Origin of the sequence: Streptomyces sp. NPDC085946 (assembly GCF_044540485.1) — a bacterium.
In the GTDB taxonomy this organism is placed as follows: Bacteria; Actinomycetota; Actinomycetes; order Streptomycetales; family Streptomycetaceae; genus Streptomyces.
In genome coordinates this window covers 1067083-1082417 of the sequence record NZ_JBITSF010000001.1, presented here as the reverse complement: position 1 = coordinate 1082417, position 15335 = coordinate 1067083, and the positions used below count along the sequence as shown (strand labels likewise).

Below are 15335 nucleotides of genomic sequence, written 5' to 3'. Positions count from 1 at the left end.
GTCAGCCCTTGTACGCCTTCGCCGCCGCGGCCTCCAGCTTCGCCGCGGTGCCCTTCGGGTCCGACGGGTCGCGCAGGAAGTCCTGGAGCAGCTTCCACTCGCCGGCGCCCTTGGTGCCGCCGAAGGCCGCCGGGGCCTGGTCGGACATGTCGAAGCGGACCGAGTCGCCGGCGTCCACCAGGGACTTGGCGGTGGCGCGGGTGACGTCGTCGCCGTACGCGGCGAGGTCGAGCTTCTTGTTCGGGGAGAGGAAGCCGCCCGCCTCGGCCCACACGGCCGCCGCCTCCGGGGTCGCCAGGTACTCCACGAGCGCCTGGGCGGCCTTCTGGTTCTTGCCGTCCTTCAGGACGACGGCCGCGTCGCCGCCGCTGACCACCGGCGCCTTCCCGCCGCCGACCGGCGGGAACGGGAAGAAGTCCGCGTCCTCGCCGATCGTCCTGCCGAACTGGTCCTTGGCGACACCGGCGACGAAGTCGCCCTCGTAGACCATGCCGGCCTCGGCCTTCGGGCCGAACACCTTCTCCACCGAGCCCGGGAAGTCGGTGTTCAGGGCGCCCTTCTGGCCGCCCGCGATGAGCTGCTTGTCCTTGAACAGCTTGCCGAGGGTGGTCAGCGCCTCGACCACGCTGGCGTCGGTCCACTTCAGCTCGTGGGCGGCGAGGGCGTCGTACTTCTCGGGCCCGGCCTGGGAGAGGTAGACGTTCTCGAACCAGTCGGTCAGCGTCCAGCCGTCCTGGCCGGCGACGGAGAAGGCGGCGAGCCCGGAGTCGGAGACGGTCCGCCCGGCCTTCAGCATCTCGTCGTACGTCTTCGGCGGCTTCACGCCCGCCTGGGCGAGGGCGTCGGGGCTGTACCAGACGGTCGACTTGTGGGCGGCCTTGAAGTAGAGGCCGTACAGGGTGCCGTCGACGCTGCCGTAGTCCTTCCAGACGGGCGCGAAGTTGGCGTCGACGGACGTGCGGGCGGTGGCGGACAGCGGCTTGAGCCAGCCGTTCTGCGCGAACTGCTTGAGCACGCCGACCTGCGGGACCATCACGACGTCGGGGGCGTTGCCGCCCTCGATCTTGCTGCCGACGACGGTGGAGACGTTGTCCCCGGTGGACACGAACCGGGTCTCGGCGCCGGTCTTCTCGGTGAAGGCGTCCAGCACCTTCTGGAAGTTCTTCTGCTCGGTGCCGGACCAGACGCCGGCCACGGTGACCGTCTGGCCGCCGAGCGCCTTGTCGCCGCCGCCGGCGGTGACCGGGCCGCCGCCGCAGGCCGTCGCGCCGAGCGCCAGGGCGAGGGCGGTGCAGCCCGTGAGCAGGGTGGTACGTCGTCGCATCATCGTTGATGTCCCTTCAGTGGGTGGGGAGGTGACGTGGGCGGGGCTCAGCTGCCGGCGATCCACCAGGCGGCCGTCGAGCCGGGCAGCACCCCGGGCTCGCAGGGGCCGCTGGCGAGCAGCGGGGTGCCGGGGACCGGCGCGGGGGTGGGGGCCGTGCCGAAGTTCACGGCGCACACCAGGTCGTCGCCGCGCACGAAGGCGAGGACGCCGGGCGGGGTGTCCAGCCAGCGCAGGGTGCCCTCGCCGAGCTGGGGCAGGGCGGCGCGCAGCTGGAGGCCGTCGCGGTACAGGTGCCAGAAGGAGCGGGTGTCGGCCAGCGCCCGGTCGGTGGCGTACTCGGCGAAGTACTCCGGCTGCGGCAGCCACGGCTTGGCGCCCTGCTCGCCGGAGGTGAAGCCGAACGGGGAGGCCTGGCCGGACCAGGGCAGCGGCACCCGGCAGCCGTCGCGGATCCGGGCCCGGCTGCCGGTGCGGCGGAAGATCGGGTCGGTGAGCACGTCGTCGGGCAGGTCGACGACCTCGGGCAGGCCGAGCTCCTCGCCCTGGTAGATGTACGCGGCGCCGGGCAGCGCCAGCATCAGCAGCGCGGCGGCGCGGGCCCGGGCGGCGCCGAGGCCGCTGCCGTGCGGGGTGGGTTCGCCGTAGCGGGTGACGGTGCGGACCTGGTCGTGGTTGTTGAGGACCCAGGTGACCGTGGAGCCGGTGCCGGCGATGTCCTGCATGGCCTCGGAGATGACCTTGCGGAAGGCGTCGGGGTCCCAGGGGGCGCCGAGCAGGTCGAAGAAGAAGGCCTGGTGGAGCTCGTCGGGGCGGACGTACTGCGCGTGCTCGCGGGCGGTGGGCACGGACACCTCGCCGACCAGCAGGCGCTCGCGGCCGTCGCGGGCGGCGTACTCCTCGCAGACCGCGCGCCAGTGGCGCCACACGTCGTGCACCTCGGGCTGGTTCCAGGCGAGCGGGTTGACCGAGTCGCGGGTGCGGGCGTCGGCCTCGGGGTCCGGGGAGTCGGGCAGCTCCGGGTGCTTGAACAGGCCCGCGGCGACGTCGATGCGGAAGCCGTCGACGCCCCGGTCCAGCCAGAAGCGCAGGATCCGGTCGAACGCGGCGGGGACCTCGGGGTTGCGCCAGTTCCAGTCGGGCTGCTCGGGCGTGAACATGTGCAGGTACCACTGCCCGGGCCGGCCGTCGGGCTCCGTCACCCGGCTCCAGGCCGGGCCGCCGAACATGGCGTGCCAGTTGTTGGGCGGCTCGGCGCCGTCCGGGCCGCGGCCGTCGGCGAAGTGGAAGCGGGCGCGGGCCGGGCTGCCGGGCGGGGCCGCGAGCGCCTCGCGGAACCAGGGGTGGGCGCTGGAGCAGTGGTTGGGGACGATGTCCAGCAGCACCTTGATGCCGAGCCTGCGGGCGGCCCCGACCAGCAGGTCGAACTCGTCGAGGTCGCCGAAGACCGGGTCGACGTCGCAGTAGTCGGCCACGTCGTAGCCGTGGTCGTGCTGCGGCGAGGGGTAGAAGGGGCTCAGCCAGATCCCGTCGACACCGAGCTTCTTCAGGTACGGCAGCCCGGCCCGGACCCCGGCGAGGTCGCCGATGCCGTCACCGGTGCTGTCCAGGAAGCTGCGGACGTACACCTGGTAGATCACTGCGTCGCGCCACCAGTGGCGGGTGTCGATGCGCTTGGGACTCACCCCGTTGACCTGTCTGTGCGTGCGGGAGCCCGAGGCTTCTTCGGGCCGGTGGTTATGCATGCATGTTAAGTAGGCGTGTCGCGAGGGTGTCAATGAACGTACGGAAGATACTGGAAGGTTGCCCGTCAGGAGTCATGACTTATACGGACAGAACGAGCGTGAACGAGACGTCCGCGTTACCTAACAAGTAACTAGGGAAGGCTGGAGGCTAGCGCCGGGAGATCGCGGCCAGCTCCCGGGCCAGCCGCCGCACCGCGGCCTCGGGCGTCTGCCGCCCGGCCATCGCGTCGTGCACGACCGCCTGCACCGCCAGGCTGACCTGGTCGTAGTGCGGGCTCTTGGGGCGCGGCGCGGCGGCGAGCACGCTCTCGCGCAGGGTCGGCAGGTAGGGGAACGCCCGGATCAGCCCGGGGTCCTCGTAGAGGTCGGCCCGTACCGGCGGCAGCGCGCCCCGGGTGAGGACCTGCCGCTGGACGGGCTCGCTGGTGAGGTACGCGATCAGGCGCGCGGCGGAGTCCGGGTGCCGGGCGTGGGTGCTGACGGCCAGGTTGGAGCCGCCGAGCACGCTGGTGCCCGGCCCGTCCGGCCCGGGCAGCGGCACGGCGCCGACCTTCCCGGCGACCTTCGACCCCGGGGCGGAGGCGCCGACGTAGGCGTAGGGCCAGTTGCGCAGGAAGAGCAGCCGGCCGTCCTGGAAGGCCTGCTTGGACTCCTCCTCCTTGTAGGTCAGCGCCCGCGCCGGGATCCATCCCTCGCGGACGCCCCGGGCGAGGAATCCGATGCCCTCACGGGCCGCCGCCGAGTCGACGGTGACGCGCGCGCCCTCGTCGCCGAGGATCGTGCCGCCCGCCGAGTAGACGGCCTCGGCCGCGTTGACGGTGAGGCCCTCGTAGGGCAGGAACTGCCCGGCGTAGCCGTCGAGCCCGTGCTCCGGGGCGAGGGTCTTCGCCTGCCGCTCCAGCTCGGCCCAGGTGCGGGGCGGTGCGACGCCCTCCCGCGCGAGGACGTCCTTGCGGTAGAGGAGCAGTCCGGCGTTGGTGACGTACGGGACGGCGTACAGGCGGCCGTCGTAGGTCGCCGTGCCGACGACGGGCGGCAGGAAGGTGTCCAGGGGGAAGCGGTCGCGGGGCAGGGGCCGTATCCAGCCGGCCGCCGCGAACTCCGGCGTCCAGTTGACGTCGATGTTGAGCACGTCGAAGCGGCTGCGGTCGCCGCCGCGCAGGTCGGTGGCCATCTGCGCGCGGGTCTCGTCGGCGGAGTCGGGCAGCTCGACGAGGGTGACCTCCTCGCCGGGATGGGTCCGGTTCCAGCCCTCCAGCAGCGGGCCGAGGTAGCCGGTGAGGTCCCCGGCGGTGGCCAGGGTGAGCGGGCCGCGCCCGCCCTCCGCGCCCTCCTGCGCCCGGGCCCCGGAGGCGGCGTAACCGGTCAGGACCACCACGAGAACGAGGAGTCCCCTACCCGCGGCACGGACCCACCGCATAGGTTCCTCCCTGTACACCGGCGCCGGGCTTCGTCGCCCGGGGTCAGAGGCCATGTATACCTGTTAGGTATGGGCGATACTAGGGCCTGGAGCACATCCCGAGGACAGGAGGACTGCACGCGTGCGCCTGCCCCTCCTGGCTCTCCTCGCCCGCGGCCCGGCCCACGGCTACGAGCTCAAGCAGGACCTTGAGCAACTGCTGGGCTCCGCGTACCCTCAGCCGAACGTCGGCCAGATCTACGTCACCCTCGGCCGCCTCGAGAAGCAGGGGCTCATCGAGGGCGAGGACGTCACGCAGTCCAGCCGGCCCAACAAGAAGGTCTACCACCTCACCGACGCCGGGCGTGAGGCGCTGCACGCCTGGTTCCAGGAGCCCGAGGACGAGCCGCGGGTACGGGACGAGTTCTTCATGAAGCTGGCCCTCGCCCCGCAGACCGGTCTCGCCGACCAGATCGCCCTCATCAACCAGCAGCGGCGCCAGTACCTGAACACGATGCGGCAGCTGTCGAGGCTGGCCGCCGCCGAAGACCGCGACAACCGCATCGCCCACCTGCTCATCGAGGGCGCGATGCTGCACCTGCAGGCCGACCTCGACTGGCTGGAGCGGTGCCAGGAAGAGCTGGAGGAGCTGGAATGAGCGACCGTCCGGTTCCCGTGCTGCGCGCCGAGGGCCTGGTCAAGACGCACCACGGCGAGGGCGCGCCGGCCCGTGCCGTGCGCGGGGTCGACCTGTCCGTGCGGCGCGGCGAGTTCGTGGCGATCACCGGCCCGTCCGGCGCCGGGAAGTCGACGCTGCTGCACCTGCTCGGCGGGCTCCAGCGGCCGGACGCCGGCAGCATCTGGCTGGACGGCGAGTGCACCGACGGCTACGGCGAGGCCCGCTGGGCGGTGGAGCGCCGCAGGCGCATCGGGATCGTCTTCCAGTTCTTCAACCTGGTGTCCAGCCTGTCCGTCGCCGACAACGTCGAGCTGCCCGCCCTGCTCGCCGGGGTGCCGCCGAAGCGGGCCCGCGCCGAGCGGGAGCGGCTGCTGGCCGAGCTGGGCCTCACCGGCAAGGAGCGCAGCATGCCCGGCGAGCTGTCCGGCGGCGAGCAGCAGCGGGTCGCGCTCGCCCGGGCGCTGGTCAACCATCCGCCGCTGCTGCTGGCCGACGAGCCGGCGGGCAGCCTGGACAGCAAGGGCACCCGCGAGGTGATGCGGCTGCTGTCCCGCTTCCACCAGCGCGGCCAGACGATCCTGCTGGTCACGCACGACGCCCGGCTGGCGAGCGCCGCGGACCGGGTGATCAGCTTCTTCGACGGGCGGATCGTCGACGACGCGGAGCTGGACGGCGGGCCCCCGCCGCGCCGCTCGGGGATATCCGGTGTGCTGGAGCTCAGGGACTGACATGCGGGTGCACGACGACGTCTCCGTGACCGGGCCGAGGGGCTGACGGCCGTGCGAGCCACCCTGCGCTGGGCGCACTCCGATCTGCGCACGCACCGCGGCGAGGCACTGTTCCTGGTCCTCGCCACCGCGGGCATCGTCGTGTCGCTGCTGCTGGCCACGGCCCTGTTCGGGTACGCCACCAACCCCTGGCAGCGGGTCTTCGCCCAGGCGCGCGGCGCGCACGTGTGGCTGCACACCGACGCCGCCGCCGACACCGGGGCGCTGACCGCGCTGGACGGCGTCGAGTCCGTCGCCGGCCCCTACCCCGCCGTCTCCGTCACCGTCGCCTCGCGCGGCAGCCGGGCCTCCGTGGAACTGCGCGGCAGCCCGCCCGAGCCGCCGTCCGTCGGCCGTCCGCTGCTCGCCTCCGGCCGCTGGCTCGACCCGGCCGTCCCCGACGGGGTGGTCCTGGAGAGCCGGCTCGCCCGCGCGCTGCTCGCCCAGCCCGGCGACCGGCTCACGCTGCCCGGCACCGCGCGGAGGCTGACCGTGGTGGGCGTCGCGGACAGCGCCGAGCCGCGCTACCGGCCCGGCGAGCAGCCGGGGCTGGTCTGGGCCCTGCCGTCCGCGGTGCCCGACCCCGGCGGGCAGGTGATCGGGCTGCGCCTGACCGACCCCGACGACACCGGGTACGCCGTCCAGCGCGCCGTGACCGTGCTGGGCGCCGGGTCGATCGGCGAGGTCTCCACCTGGCAGCAGGCCCGGGCCGAGGCGCAGGGCGACAACCGGCTGCTCGGGCAGGTGCTCGGACTGTTCGGGCTGGGGGCGCTGATCGCCGCCGGGTTCGCCGTGCACGGGGCGATCGGCACCCGCATCCGCGGCCACCTGCGGGACATCTCCGTCCTGAAGGCGATCGGGTTCACGCCCGGCCAGGTCGTCCGTGTCTTCCTGCTCCAGCACCTGGCGTACGCCCTGCTGGGCGCCGTGGCCGCCGCCGCGCTGACCGAGGCGCTGGGCGGCCGCACGCCGGGGCGGCTCGGGGACGCGGTCGGCGTGTGGCAGGGGCTGCCCGGGCACACGGCGGCGCTGGTCGCGGTGCCGGTGGGCGCGGTGCTGTTCATCGGCGCGACCACGGGCCTGGCGGCCTGGCGGGCCGGGCGGGTGCCGCCGGTGCCGGTGCCCCGGCCGGCCGCGCCGCCGGGCGGCCGGCTGTCCGGGCCGGCGCGGCGGGCCCTGGGGGTCCGGGTGCCGCCCGCGCTCGTGCTGGGCTGGCACGAGGCGTTCACGCGCCGGCCCCGGTCGCTGGGCACGGTCGCCCGGCTCGCGCTGCCGCTGCTGCTGATCGTGGTCGCGATGAGCGCCTGGACCACCCTGGACCGGTTCCACAGCAGCCCGGAACGGATGGGGCTGCCGGCCGCGCTCACCGTCCGGTCGGACACGGGACCCGGCGCCCCGGGCACCCGCGCCCTGCTGGAACGCGACCCGCAGGTCGCCGCCGCCTACCCGGGCGTCGAGGTGGCCGCCCTGGTGCCCGGTCAGACGGCGACCATCGCGCTGCGCGGCCTGGGCACCCGCGCCGAGCCCTACCCGTACACCCTGGCCGAGGGGCGCCCCGCGCGCGGACCCGACGAGGCGGTGGCCGGGCAGGGACTGCTCGACCTGCTGGACGTGGAGGTCGGCGACTGGGTGCGGATGACCGTCGGGGACCGGCCGCAGGTCCTGCACCTGGTGGGCCGCAGCATCGAACCGGACAACGCCGGCCGGGTCGTGTCCACCTCCCTGGACACCCTCCGCGAGAACGACCCGGGGCTGCGCCCGACCCTCCACCAGGTGCGGCTGGAGCCGGGCGCGGACCCGCACCGGGTGGCGGACCGGCTCGCCGCGGCCGGGCGCGGCCACCTCGACGTGCACACCGTGGCCAACCCGGCCGACGGACTGTCCCCGCTGCGCGGCGTGGTCCTCGGCCTGATCGCCGTCCTCGCCCTCATCGGCCTCATCGAGCTGCTGACCGCGATCGGCGGCACGGTCCGCGAGGGGGAGCGGGACCTGCTCGCCCTGAAGGCGATCGGTCTCTCCCCCCGCCAGATCACCGCGATCACCGTCACGGCGACCGGCTGCACGGCCCTGGCGGCCGTGCTCGCCGCCACGGCCCTCGGGCTGCCGCTCGCCCACTGGCTGATCGACGCCCAGGGCAGGTCGAGCGGCATCGGCGCGGGGATCGCCCAGGGCCCCTCCCCCGGGCTCCTGCTGCTGCTCGGCGCCGCCGCCGTGCTCGGCGCGAGCGCCCTGGCCGCCCTGCCGGCGTCCCGCGCGGCCCGCCGCCGTCTCGCGGATACACTCACCGCGGTCGCCTGACCGGCGGCGGGCGACTCAGCCCCGGCGGGGTCCCGGCCCGTGCGGCGGCCGCGCCCCGGGTCCGTGGGGGGCGCCGTACGGACCGGCCGGCGGCGCGTACGGGTTCCCCGGCGGCGGCCCGTACGGGTATCCCTGCGGACCCGCCTGCGGCGGTACGTACGGGTGGCCGTGCAAAGGACCCGGCGGCGGGTACGGCGCTCCGGCCGGCGGCATCGGAGGCATCGGCGGAGGCGGGCCCGGGACGGGCGGCAGGGTCGCCGGGTGGGCGGCCAGCCGGATGCCGTACCGGCGCTTGAGCCGCCGCGTCTCCAGCAGCGCGATGCCGGTGACCGTCACCGGGGCGCCCAGGACGAAGACGATGCCCAGGGTGAGGCTCAGTCCGTGCAGGTCGCCGGTGAGGAGGTCGGGCAGGGCCATCAGCCAGGTGGTCACCGTGGCGAGCAGCGGGGGCAGGCAGCGGTGCACGCCGGCGGTGCCGAAGAAGTTGCCGGAGACGTGCACGGCGCCGCGGGCGACGAAGCCGAGCAGCCAGAGCGCCGCCGGCGTGAGCACCAGCACGAACATGCCGCTGCTGCCCGCCGACCTGAGCGCGACGACCGTGAGCACGATCGCCCCGACGAACAGCAGCAGCAGCTTCAGCGAGTTGAGCAGCGGCTGCTTCAGCGCCCGGACCGTTCCGCCGCGGCGCCACACGCACAGCATCACGGCGACGGTCAGCGGGGTGACGAACAGCAGGACGGCGGAGGCCGTCAGCATGTTCTCCAGGATCTCCTCGAAGGCGAATCCGCCCTCGACGACGGTGTAGACGCCGACCGCCGCCACCGTCCCCGCGACGAGCCGCACCCGCTTGAGCCGGTCCACCGCCGGGTCGAGCGAGTCCGGGATCCACGCCGGGTGGAACACCGCCCGCGCGGCGTGCCTCGGGCGCAGCAGGTCCCGCGCCGTCAGTCCGCCGCCCGTCCAACTCCCTTGCGCACCGGCCACTTTGTCCTCCCCCGAGACATGGCACCCATGATCGCGGGCGAGTTTACGGGAAGCGGACGGCCGTGCGCCGCCCGCTCTCCGGCTCGGGCGTCACCGCCGTCCGCGCAGCTCCCGGTAGGCGGCCACCAGCGCCTGGGTGGAGGCGTCCAGGCCCGGCACCTCGGCGCCCTCGGTGAGGGCCGGTTCGACCCGCTTGGCGAGCACCTTGCCCAGTTCGACGCCCCACTGGTCGAAGGAGTCGATGTTCCAGACCGCGCCCTGCACGAACACCTTGTGCTCGTAGAGGGCGACGAGCTGGCCGAGGACGGACGGGGTCAGCTCGCGCGCGAGGACGGTGGTGGTCGGGTGGTCGCCCTTGAAGGTCTTGTGCGGCACCAGCTCCTCCGGCACGCCCTCGGCCCGCACCTCCTCCGGCGTCTTGCCGAAGGCCAGCGCCTGGGTCTGCGCGAAGAAGTTGGCCATCAGCAGGTCGTGCTGGGCCCTGAGCTCGTCGCCCAGCTCCGCGACCGGCTCGGCGAAGCCGATGAAGTCCGCCGGGATGAGCTTGGTGCCCTGGTGGATGAGCTGGTAGTAGGCGTGCTGCCCGTTGGTGCCCGGCGTGCCCCACACCACCGGGCCGGTCTGCCACTCCACCTCGCGCCCGTCCCGGCCGACGTACTTGCCGTTGGACTCCATGTCGAGCTGCTGGAGGTAGGCGGTGAACTTCGACAGGTAGTGCGAGTAGGGCAGCACCGCGTGCGACTCGGCGCCGTGGAAGTTGCCGTACCAGACGCCGAGCAGGCCGAGCAGCAGCGGCACGTTGGACTCGGCGGGGGCGGTGCGGAAGTGCTCGTCGACGAGCCGGAACCCGTCGAGCATCTCCCGGAAGCGGTCCGGCCCGATGGCGATCATCAGGGACAGGCCGATCGCGGAGTCGTAGGAGTAGCGGCCGCCGACCCAGTCCCAGAACTCGAACATGTTGGCCGTGTCGATGCCGAACGCGGCGACCTTCTCGGCGTTCGTCGACAGGGCGACGAAGTGCTTCGCGACGGCGGCCTCGTCACCGAGCGCGTCGAGCAGCCAGCTGCGCGCGGAGGTGGCGTTGGTGACCGTCTCGATGGTGGTGAAGGTCTTGGAGGCGATGATGAACAGCGTCTCGGCGGGGTCGAGGTCCCGGACGGCCTCGTGCAGGTCGGCGCCGTCCACGTTGGAGACGAAACGGAACGTCAGCGACCGGTCGGTGTAGGCGCGCAGCGCCTCGTACGCCATCGCCGGGCCGAGGTCGGAGCCGCCGATGCCGACGTTGACGACGTTGCGGATGCGCCTGCCGGTGTGGCCGGTCCACTCGCCGGAGCGGACCCGGTCGGCGAAGCCGGCCATCTTGTCGAGGACGGCGTGCACGCCCGGTACGACGTTCTCGCCGTCGACCTCGATCACCGCGTCGCGCGGCGCGCGCAGGGCGGTGTGGAGCACGGCCCGCCGCTCGGTGGTGTTGATCTTCTCGCCGCGGAACATCGCGTCGCGCAGCCCGAACACGTCGGTGGCGGCGGCCAGTTCGCGCAGCAGCCGCAGCGTCTCGTCGGTGACGAGGTGCTTGGAGTAGTCGACGTACAGGTCACCGACCCGGAGCGTGTACGCGGTGCCGCGGCCGGGGTCGGCGGCGAACAGCTCGCGCAGTCGCACCTCGCCGAGCTCCTCGCGGTGCTTGGCCAGAGCGGTCCACTCGGGCGTCTGGTTGAGCCTGGTACGGCCGTCTGCGTTCATCTCGGACTTCAGCCTTCTTCCTTGCCTGCCTGTGCTGGTGCGTACCTGCCCCGCTGCCGGTCCCAACCTAATGGAGCGGCGGTGGACACGGGCCGACGTGACGGCGTCGTGCGGCACAACAACAGGTACGTCCGGCCGGCACGCGGGTCCCGGCGCACGGCGGACGGAAGGAAGAGGCCCCCGGCCGGCGGACCGGGTGCACGCCCGGCGCGGCGCGCGGGCGTACGGCTCCGGCCAGGCACCCCTGGGCACCCGGCCGGTCCTGAAGTCCTAGATCTCGCCCCGCAGTTTGGCGAGCGCCTCCGCGAGGATCGCCTCGCCGTCCGCGTCGCTGCGACGCTCCCGCACGTACGCCAGGTGCGTCTTGTAGGGCTCGGTGCGCGGCGGGTCCGGCGGGTTGTCCCGGTCCTGCCCCGCCGGAAAGCCGCACCGGGGGCAGTCCCAGGTGTCGGGGACCTGCGCGTCGCTGGCGAAGCTCGGCTGTGTCTCGTGCCCGTTGGAGCACCAGAAGGAGATGCGCAGCCGCGGCGCGGACTCGCCGCGCTCGGCCTCGCCCATCGGCCCCGCCCCGACCCGGCTTCCCCGGATCGCGTTGCCACTTGCCACGGTCGTAACTCCCTGCGTGATGGTGCCGCGAAGCGAGTCGGCGTTCCGCTTCGCCGCGAGCGCCTCAGTCTACGTAAGGCCCAACGCGCGTCCAGTGATCGGAGTTACAGCCCCCACATCCAGACGCAAGCCCCATGATAGGCCGCGCTCAGCTGCGCGTACCGAACATGGGGCCTTACGTGCGGAAGCGTGCGGTTCACGGGTGCCGGTCAGCTGTTCGCCTTCATCAGGATGCCGAGCACGACGATGCACGCGAACCACAGCAGACCGACCACCACGGTGATCCGGTCGAGGTTGCGCTCGGCGACCGAGGAGCCGCCGACGGACGACTGCATGCCGCCACCGAACATGTCGGAGAGGCCGCCGCCCTTCCCCTTGTGCATCAGCACCAGCAGCATCAGCAGCAGGCTGAAGACGATCAGGGCGATCGAGAACCCCATAATCACGGCTGGACCAACTTCCTCGGATTCTGACGGACGACGCGGGGCCCAGCGCACGGCTGGACCCCGCAAGGGTACGACGTATCGCCGCTACGTCCTACTCACTGGTCGCGGAAGCGCACGATCTTGACGAACTCGTCCGCGTCCAGCGAGGCACCGCCCACCAGGGCTCCGTCGATGTCGGCCTGCGCCATGATCTCGGCGACGTTGCCGGACTTGACCGAGCCGCCGTACTGGATGCGGACCTTGTCGGCCACCTCCTGGGAGTACAGCTCGGCGATCTTGCCGCGGACGGCGGCGCAGACCTCCTGGGCGTCCTCGGCGCCACAGACCTTGCCGGTGCCGATGGCCCAGACGGGCTCGTAGGCGATGACGACGGTCTCGGCCTGCTCGGCCGGGAGGTCCTTCAGGCCGCCCTCGACCTGGGCGAGGGTGTGGGAGACGTGGTTGCCCGCCTCGCGGACCTCCAGCTCCTCGCCGACGCACAGGATCGGGGTGAGGCCGTGCTTGTAGGCGGCCTTGACCTTGGCGTTGACGATCTCGTCGGTCTCGTCGTGGTACTGGCGGCGCTCGGAGTGGCCGATCGCCACGTACGTGCACTTCAGCTTGGCCAGCATCGGGCCGGAGATCTCGCCGGTGTAGGCACCGCCGTCGTGCGCGGAGATGTCCTGGGCGCCGTACTTGATCCGCAGCTTGTCGCCGTCGACCAGGGTCTGCACCGAGCGCAGGTCGGTGAAGGGCGGCAGGACGGCGACCTCGACGGCCTCGTAGTCCTTGTCGGCGAGGGCGAAGGCGAGCTTCTGGACGTGGGCGATGGCCTCCAGGTGGTTGAGGTTCATCTTCCAGTTGCCCGCCATCAGCGGCGTGCGCGTGCTCATTGAGGTCAGTCCTCCAGTGCGGCGAGGCCGGGGAGCGTCTTGCCCTCGAGGTATTCGAGGGAGGCGCCGCCACCGGTCGAGATGTGGCCGAATGCCGTCTCGTCGAAGCCCAGGGTGCGGACGGCCGCGGCGGAGTCGCCGCCGCCGACCACGGTGAAGCCCGGGGCGTCGAGGAGGGCCTGGGCGACCGCCTTGGTGCCCTCGGCGTAGTCGGGGTGCTCGAAGACGCCCATGGGGCCGTTCCAGAAGACGGTGGCGGCGTCGGCGAGCTTCGAGGCGTACAGCTTGCGGGTTTCGGGGCCGATGTCCAGCCCCTCCTGGTCGGCGGGGATGGCGTCCGCGGCGACGGTGGTGGGGTGGGCCGGGGCCTTCGTCTTGAGGTCCGGGAACTCGGTGGAGACCAGGACGTCGACGGGCAGGACGAGTTCGACGCCGGACTTCTCGGCGCGCTCGATGTACTCGGTGACGGCCGGGATCTGGTCCTCCTGGAGGAGGGAGATGCCGACCTCGTGGCCCTTGGCCTTGAGGAAGGTGTAGGCCATGCCGCCGCCGATGAGCAGGCGGTCGGCCTTGTCGAGCAGCTGGTCGATGACGGCGAGCTTGTCGGAGACCTTGGCGCCGCCGAGCGCGACGACGTAGGGGCGCTGCACCTCGTCGGTGAGCTTCTTCAGGACGCCGACCTCGGTGGCGATGAGGTGGCCGGCGTAGTGCGGCAGGCGCCGGGGGAGGTCGAAGACCGACGCGTGCTTGCGGTGCACCGCGCCGAAGCCGTCGCCGACGTAGACGTCGGCCAGGCCGGCGAGCCGGTCGGCGAAGGCGGCGCGCTCGGCGTCGTCCTTGCTGGTCTCCCCCGGGTTGAAGCGCAGGTTCTCGATGACCGCGACCTGGCCGTCGGCCAGGCCGGCGACGGTGGCGGTGGCGGACTCGCCGACGGTGTCCTCGGCGAACGCGACGTCCGCGCCGAGCAGCTCGCCGAGGCGGGCGGCGGCCGGGGCGAGGGAGAAGGCCGGGTCCGGGGCGCCCTTGGGACGGCCCAGGTGGGAGGCGACGACCACGCGGGCGCCCGCCTCGGCGAGTGCCTTGACGGTGGGCAGCACGGCGCGGATGCGGCCGTCGTCGGTGATGGTGGTGCCGTCCAGCGGCACGTTGAGGTCGGCGCGGACGAAGACGCGCCGGCCCGCGACGCCTGCGGAGAGGAGTTCGTCGATCGTCTTCATGGGGACTCCTGAGGAGGGCTCGTGATCGCTCGAAAGCGCTCGGGATCGAACAGGGCGGATCTGTACGTGAGTCAGGGCTCGGACCGCGCGCTCCCGCGCGGCCCGAGCCCTGCCCTCACATCGAGGCCTGCTCTATTCGATCAGAGCTGGTTGCCGACGAAGACCGTGAGGTCGACGAGGCGGTTGGAGTAGCCCCACTCGTTGTCGTACCAGCCGATGATCTTCACGTTCTTGCCCTCCTGGACCATGGTCAGGGAGGAGTCGAAGGTGCAGGACGCCGGGGCGTTGACGATGTCGGAGGAGACGATCGGGTCCTCGGTGTACTCGAGGATGCCCTTCAGCTCGCCCTCGGCGGCCTTCTGGAAGGCGGCGTTGACCTCTTCCTTGGTGACCTCGCGGGAGAGCTCGACGACCAGGTCGGTGACCGAGCCGGTCGGGACCGGGACGCGCATGGCCATGCCGTCCAGCTTGCCCTTGAGCTGCGGGAGCACCAGGGCGGTCGCCTTGGCGGCACCCGTGGTGGTCGGGATGATGTTCTCGGCGGCGGCCCGCGCGCGGCGCAGGTCCTTGTGCGGGAAGTCCAGGATGCGCTGGTCGTTCGTGTACGCGTGGACCGTCGTCATCAGGCCCTTGACGATGCCGAAGTTCTCGTCCAGCACCTTCGCCATGGGCGCCACACAGTTGGTGGTGCAGGAGGCGTTGGAGATGACGTGGTGGTTCGCCGCGTCGTACTTCTCGTGGTTGACGCCCATCACGATGGTGACGTCTTCGTTCTTCGCCGGGGCGGAGATGATGACCTTCTTGGCCCCGCCGGCGATGTGCTTCTCGGCGTCTTCCTTCTTGGTGAAGATGCCGGTCGACTCGATGACGATGTCGACGCCCAGCTCGCCCCACGGGATGTCGGCGGGGTTGCGCTCGGACAGGACCTTGATGGTCTTGCCGTCGACGGTGATGGTGTCCTCGGTGTGCGAGACCTCCTGCTTGAGGCGCCCGAGGATGGTGTCGTACTTCAGCAGGTGAGCGGTGGTCGCGGTGTCACCCAGGTCGTTGACAGCCACGATCTCGATGTCTGCACCCTGCTCCAGCAGCGCGCGGAAGTAGTTACGACCGATGCGGCCAAAGCCGTTGATGCCTACGCGGATCGTCACGAACCGATCTCCTCGTTGGTACGCCGGCTCATAAGTGCCGGCGAGCTGTATGGGATGTCCCCGACCACCCCCGACCCTACCTCCCCGAGGCGTCGGTGGTGACATCG

At 72.4% G+C, this 15335-nt stretch carries 13 protein-coding genes; 3 read left to right on the top strand and 10 right to left on the bottom strand.

What is annotated here, in order from left to right; genetic code table 11:
* Position 1: 1 nt before the first annotated feature.
* The 3 genes from ACIF8T_RS04775 to ACIF8T_RS04765 all read right to left on the bottom strand — a co-directional run bounded on the left by ACIF8T_RS04775 (position 2) and on the right by ACIF8T_RS04765 (position 4489).
* Positions 2–1327, bottom strand: coding sequence for an ABC transporter substrate-binding protein (locus ACIF8T_RS04775; protein ID WP_400031121.1), 1326 nt, complete (start codon positions 1325–1327; stop codon positions 2–4).
* A 44-nt stretch (positions 1328–1371) separates the two neighbouring features.
* Positions 1372–2994 (bottom strand): glycoside hydrolase family 13 protein, encoded by a 1623-nt coding sequence (locus ACIF8T_RS04770; RefSeq protein WP_400031500.1) that lies wholly within the window; start codon positions 2992–2994, stop codon positions 1372–1374.
* Positions 2995–3217: 223 nt separating this feature from the next.
* Positions 3218–4489 carry an ABC transporter substrate-binding protein gene (locus tag ACIF8T_RS04765; protein ID WP_400031119.1) on the bottom strand — a complete coding sequence of 424 codons (1272 nt, stop codon included), beginning with the start codon at positions 4487–4489 and terminating at the stop codon, positions 3218–3220.
* Positions 4490–4610: 121 nt separating this feature from the next.
* Here ACIF8T_RS04765 and ACIF8T_RS04760 point away from each other — a divergent pair, with 121 nt between their 5' ends.
* Genes ACIF8T_RS04760 through ACIF8T_RS04750 form a run of 3 tightly spaced genes read left to right on the top strand, consistent with a single transcriptional unit; the run spans position 4611 to position 8212 of the window.
* A complete protein-coding gene (locus tag ACIF8T_RS04760) occupies positions 4611–5126 on the top strand; it encodes a PadR family transcriptional regulator (RefSeq protein ID WP_400031117.1) in 516 nt (171 codons plus the stop codon).
* A complete protein-coding gene (locus tag ACIF8T_RS04755) occupies positions 5123–5875 on the top strand; it encodes an ABC transporter ATP-binding protein (RefSeq protein ID WP_400031115.1) in 753 nt (250 codons plus the stop codon). The genes ACIF8T_RS04760 and ACIF8T_RS04755 overlap by 4 nt, the downstream gene beginning before the upstream one ends.
* A 51-nt stretch (positions 5876–5926) precedes the next feature.
* Entirely contained in the window at positions 5927–8212 is a 2286-nt protein-coding gene (locus ACIF8T_RS04750; protein ID WP_400031113.1) for an FtsX-like permease family protein, read from the top strand.
* Between the two features lie 15 nt (positions 8213–8227).
* Here the strand turns inward: ACIF8T_RS04750 and ACIF8T_RS04745 are convergent, their stop codons facing one another.
* The 7 genes from ACIF8T_RS04745 to gap form a co-directional block, all read right to left on the bottom strand.
* On the bottom strand, positions 8228–9196 hold the full coding sequence (locus ACIF8T_RS04745; RefSeq protein WP_400031111.1) for a hypothetical protein: 969 nt from the start codon (positions 9194–9196) through the stop codon (positions 8228–8230).
* Between the two features lie 90 nt (positions 9197–9286).
* Positions 9287–10939, bottom strand: a complete 1653-nt coding sequence (gene pgi / locus ACIF8T_RS04740; RefSeq protein WP_400031109.1) for a glucose-6-phosphate isomerase — start codon at positions 10937–10939, stop codon at positions 9287–9289.
* A 270-nt stretch (positions 10940–11209) separates the two neighbouring features.
* Complete coding sequence (locus ACIF8T_RS04735; protein WP_003957010.1) at positions 11210–11545, bottom strand: RNA polymerase-binding protein RbpA; 336 nt, start codon at positions 11543–11545, stop codon at positions 11210–11212.
* Positions 11546–11754: 209 nt separating this feature from the next.
* Positions 11755–11985: a preprotein translocase subunit SecG gene (gene secG, locus ACIF8T_RS04730; protein WP_400031498.1), complete on the bottom strand. Its 231-nt coding sequence runs from the start codon at positions 11983–11985 to the stop codon at positions 11755–11757.
* 101 nt (positions 11986–12086) lie between these two features.
* On the bottom strand, positions 12087–12863 hold the full coding sequence (gene tpiA, locus ACIF8T_RS04725; protein ID WP_400031107.1) for a triose-phosphate isomerase: 777 nt from the start codon (positions 12861–12863) through the stop codon (positions 12087–12089).
* Between the two features lie 5 nt (positions 12864–12868).
* Positions 12869–14080 (bottom strand): phosphoglycerate kinase, encoded by a 1212-nt coding sequence (locus ACIF8T_RS04720; RefSeq protein ID WP_400031105.1) that lies wholly within the window; start codon positions 14078–14080, stop codon positions 12869–12871.
* 140 nt (positions 14081–14220) lie between these two features.
* Positions 14221–15228: a type I glyceraldehyde-3-phosphate dehydrogenase gene (gene gap, locus ACIF8T_RS04715; RefSeq protein ID WP_400031103.1), complete on the bottom strand. Its 1008-nt coding sequence runs from the start codon at positions 15226–15228 to the stop codon at positions 14221–14223.
* Positions 15229–15335 lie beyond the last annotated feature (107 nt).